The following is a 4351-nucleotide window of genomic DNA, read 5'->3' on the forward strand; positions in this document are numbered from 1 at the left end:
TAATGAGTAAGAATTTCAATATTGGGATTATGATGAATTTGTTCTAATAAAGATCTTTCAATTTCAAAACCAGTAATATCCTTATAATGAAGTACCCTACTTTCTGAATGTCCGCCTTCCTTTGCTAAATCAAATACACCCTTTTTAGTTTTATCGAAAGAAGTACCATATTTAATAATCTCGTCAATTCGTGCCGGCCCTTCCTTAACAACGAGTTCAACGATACGCTTATCACATAAACCATCGCCAGCAATTAAAGTATCTTCAATATGCTTATCAAATGAATCTTCCTCTTTATCAACAACAACGGCTACGCCACCTTGAGCATATTTTGTATTGGATTCATCCTCACTTGCCTTTGTAACTATCAGAACCTTACCATGTTGGGCAGCTTTAAGTGCAAAACTTAGCCCAGCAATTCCAGAACCGACAACTAAAAAATCTACCTTTTTCATAAATAATCTATAAAAACTAGCTCCATAACATAGATGTTAATAAGCAACTCAAAGATGTTAATTTAGTGCCAATACTTGTTGAATAAAAAACAAAGAAGCTTAAAAATAGTTCGACTAATGTTAAATTAACTTATTTTTGAGTAAGTTTTAATCAATTATCACAAAGTAATCCACTTTTAACACATTGAATAAAATCAACATATAAAAAAATAAAATAAAATTAGGTAAAATAAAATACTTGATAATCAAACACATAGTATAATGAATCTGTTTAGAAAGTGTTAATAAATAATTAAAAACAATAAAATAGACAAAAAATAGTCTGATTTATAAACATTACCAACACTCTAATAAACAATAAGATTCTTATTTAAAATATAAATAGTATTTATTGAATAGTTGATAAATGAATACCTTCGAAGAATTAAATAGTAAAGGATTTATAGATGAAGCAATTGATCCCACAATTGATTTATTTGCAGAAATTAAACGATTAAAAAAAGAGAAAAATGCAGTTATACTTGCGCACTTTTATCAGGAGCCAGATATTCAAGATGTCGCGGATTATATCGGTGATAGTTTGGGATTATCACAGGAAGCTGCCAAAACAGATGCAGATATAATTGTTTTTGCTGGTGTACATTTTATGGCTGAAACAGCTAAAATATTATCTCCAGGAAAGAAGGTTTTATTACCAGATCTAAAAGCAGGATGTTCACTGTCAGATAGTTGCCCGCCACGATTATTTGCTAAGTTTAAAGAGAAATATCCTGATCACATGGTAATTACCTATGTGAATTGTACAGCTGAATTAAAAGCAATGAGTGATATTGTTTGTACTTCATCCAATGCAGTTCAAATTGTGGAAAGCTTGCCAAAAGATCAAAAAATAATATTTGGTCCAGATAGAAACCTAGGAGCTTATGTTGCTAAAAAAACAGGACGCGATTTAGTTCTTTGGAATGGTGCCTGTATGGTACATGAGATATTTTCACAGCAAAAAATTTTAAAACTACGAAATAGGCATCCTGAAGCTAAATTTATTGCTCACCCCGAATGTGAAGATGTTATTTTAAAAATGGCTGATTATATTGGATCTACTACTGGTCTTTTGAAGTATACCATCAATAATCCGGCAAATGAATTTATTGTCGCTACAGAAAGTGGAATTATCCATCAAATGGCTAAGGCAAGTCCTAATAAGATCTTTATTCCTGCTCCACCTAATAATTCTTGTGCCTGCAATGATTGTCCGCATATGAAAAGAAATACCTTAGAAAAGTTATATTTATGTCTTAAAAATGATCTTCCTGAGATTAATGTACCTATGGATATTATTTTAAGAGCACAAAAACCTATTGAAAAAATGTTAGATATTTCTGCAAAACTTGGTTTATAATTTATGACTGAACAATCAGCTGGGTTTTTAAAGAATTATGGCAGTATTATTAAATTACTGATTGGTATTAGTGTCGGAACTATTTTAGGTTTAATTTTAGGTGAAAAAGTGGAGGTGCTTAAACCTTTAGGAGATATTTTCTTAAACCTTCTTTTTACGGCTGTTATTCCCTTAATTTTTTTCGCAATTTCTTCTTCTGTTGCCAATATAGATCGGAGCAAAAAAATGGGTAAACTTATGTTTATCACGCTCTTCGTTTTTGTCGGCACGGTACTAATTTCTGCTGCTTTAACTGTTTTAGCGGTTTGGATATTTCCATTACCCCAAAATATGGAAACTACTCTAAAAGTAGTGGATGAATTAAAAACTCAAAATTGGGGACAACAGGCTACTAATTTGCTTACTGTCAATGAATTTTACGAATTATTATCTCGTAAAAGCATGTTAGCATTTATTATATTTTCGTTGCTCGTTGGTTTTGCCACTTCTAGATCAGGTGAGACAGGGGAACCTTTTAAAAAATTCCTACTTGCTGGTGATGAGGTAATGAAGCAATTGCTAATATTAATTATGAAAATTGCTCCAATAGGCTTAGGAGCCTATTTTGCCTATCAAATCGGAGTTTTTGGTCCCCAGCTTTTTGGTACCTACGGTCATTCTATGGCTATTTATTACGGGTTAAGTCTTTTTTATTTTGCAGTTTTTTATTCTCTTTATGCCTATATCGCAGGGGGTAAGCAAGGCATAAAAATTTATTGGAAAAACAATATTATTCCATCGTTTACCGCATTAAGTACCTGCAGCAGTATTGCTACCATTCCATCAAATTTAAGCGCAGCTAGAGCGATGAAGATACCTGATCATATCGCTAATTTAGCTATTCCTTTAGGTGCACCACTTCATAAAGATGGATCGAGTATATCGGCAATCATAAAAATTGCAGCCGTTTTTGCCATTATGGGTAAGGATTTTATGAATACTGAAACTATTCTCATTGCCTTAGGCTTAACCATTATTTTGAGTGTGGTTGAAGGAGGAATTCCTAATGGTGGATACATTGCAGAAATTATGATCATGACTGTTTATAATTTCCCTGTGGAGATGCTTCCCGTGGTAATGATTATCGGAACATTAGTTGACCCTATGGCTACCCTTTTAAATGCAACAGGTGATACTATTTCCGCTATGCTCATTACCCGATTTTCGGAAGGTAAAAACTGGTTAAGAAACGCTTTCTAATAAATTATGAATCCATTTTCATTTATTTTGGGATTATTGGCTTTGTTTTCATTTAATCAGTCAGAAGATCTAAATCAGAAATTTAATACCTCACAACTTATCGTTGTTACAACGGATAACTGGAATAAAATTGAGGGTAAAATGGCTGTTTATGAGTACAGCGATAATAAATGGAAGCTAGTAATGGACAATATTGCGATTGTTACCGGTAGAAGTGGAATGGCTTGGGCAAAAGGTTTACACAGCAATAAATTGAATACGGGCATTTTGAAAAAAGAGGGCGATGGAAATTCACCTGCCGGAATTTTTCACCTTAGCGGACTTTTTGGATATCAAGATATTCAATCTAAAATGAATTCCATTAAAGTAAATGAGCGTACATTTTGTGTAGACGATTCAAAATCAGTATATTATAATCAAATAGTAAGTACCGACACGCTAAAAAAAGATTGGAATTCGGCCGAAACCATGCTTATGAAAAGTGATGCTTACAAATTTGGAATTTTTGTGGATTATAATGTAAACCCTTCAATAGCACAAGATGGATCTTGTATTTTCATGCACATTTGGAGCGGAAGTGATAGTCCCACAGCTGGTTGTACAGCCATGAAAGAGACAGATATTAAAAAGCTGATAGACTTCCTTGACAAGAGCAAAAATCCGATTTTAGTTCAGGCGCCAAGATCAGCATATGAAAAATTAAAGCGCATTTATAAATTACCCTAATTCCTTCGCTTCTCTTGCCTTAAAAATTAGCACCTTTGTATCAAAATATAGAGCATGTTTGAAAATAAGGGACGTACAGAAATTGAGCAATTAGGCGAATTTGGATTAATTGATCATCTCACAAAAAACTTCGAAATTAGTAATAAAACTACCGTTAAAGGTATTGGTGATGACGCTGCCGTTTTAAATTTTGAAGGTAAAAAAACCCTAATATCTACTGATTTATTATTGGAAGGAATCCATTTTGATTTGGCTTATACTCCACTAAAGCACTTGGGCTACAAAGCAGTTCAAGTCAATCTAAGCGATATTTATGCTATGAATGGTACAGCAAATCAAATCACCGTATCCATTGGCTTATCAAGCAAATTTCCATTGGAAGCAGTTGAGGAATTATATCAAGGTATAAGTGTTGCCTGTGAAAAGTACGGGATTGATTTAGTAGGTGGCGATACTAGTTCCTCAAAGCAAGGTTTGATTATAAGTGTAACTAGTATTGGGTTTGCTGATGAAAAAGATATTTGTTATCGAA

5 protein-coding genes are annotated in these 4351 nt (G+C 33.2%); 4 read left to right on the forward strand and 1 reads right to left on the reverse strand.

Translation table 11 applies throughout. The annotated features are described in order from the left end of the window. Window positions 1-455, reverse strand: a 455-nt coding sequence (locus ACILQF_RS11010; RefSeq protein ID WP_395627458.1) for an FAD-dependent oxidoreductase, incomplete at its 3' end; no start/stop codon positions are given. Between the two features lie 406 nt (window positions 456-861). Here ACILQF_RS11010 and nadA point away from each other — a divergent pair. From nadA to ACILQF_RS11030, 4 genes are all read left to right on the forward strand, one after another. After that, on the forward strand, window positions 862-1854 hold the full coding sequence (nadA, locus tag ACILQF_RS11015) for a quinolinate synthase NadA (RefSeq protein ID WP_395627459.1): 993 nt from the start codon (window positions 862-864) through the stop codon (window positions 1852-1854). Between the two features lie 3 nt (window positions 1855-1857). Next, the gene (locus ACILQF_RS11020) at window positions 1858-3093 is read left to right on the forward strand and encodes a dicarboxylate/amino acid:cation symporter (protein WP_395627460.1); all 1236 of its coding nucleotides are present in this window, start codon (window positions 1858-1860) and stop codon (window positions 3091-3093) included. A 6-nt stretch (window positions 3094-3099) separates the two neighbouring features. After that, entirely contained in the window at window positions 3100-3819 is a 720-nt protein-coding gene (locus tag ACILQF_RS11025; protein ID WP_395627461.1) for a L,D-transpeptidase, read from the forward strand. A 54-nt stretch (window positions 3820-3873) separates the two neighbouring features. Beyond that, the coding region (locus ACILQF_RS11030; RefSeq protein ID WP_395627462.1) for a thiamine-monophosphate kinase at window positions 3874-4351 on the forward strand (478 nt) is incomplete at its 3' end.

The sequence above is a fragment of the Daejeonella sp. genome, assembly GCF_044232565.1.
GTDB lineage: Bacteria > Bacteroidota > Bacteroidia > Sphingobacteriales > Sphingobacteriaceae > Daejeonella.

Coding starts and splice junctions, on each gene's coding strand:
- nadA (WP_395627459.1), top strand. CDS start 862: ATGAATACCTTCGAAGAATTAAATAGTAAAGGATTTATAGATGAAGCA.
- ACILQF_RS11020 (WP_395627460.1), top strand. CDS start 1,858: ATGACTGAACAATCAGCTGGGTTTTTAAAGAATTATGGCAGTATTATT.
- ACILQF_RS11025 (WP_395627461.1), top strand. CDS start 3,100: ATGAATCCATTTTCATTTATTTTGGGATTATTGGCTTTGTTTTCATTT.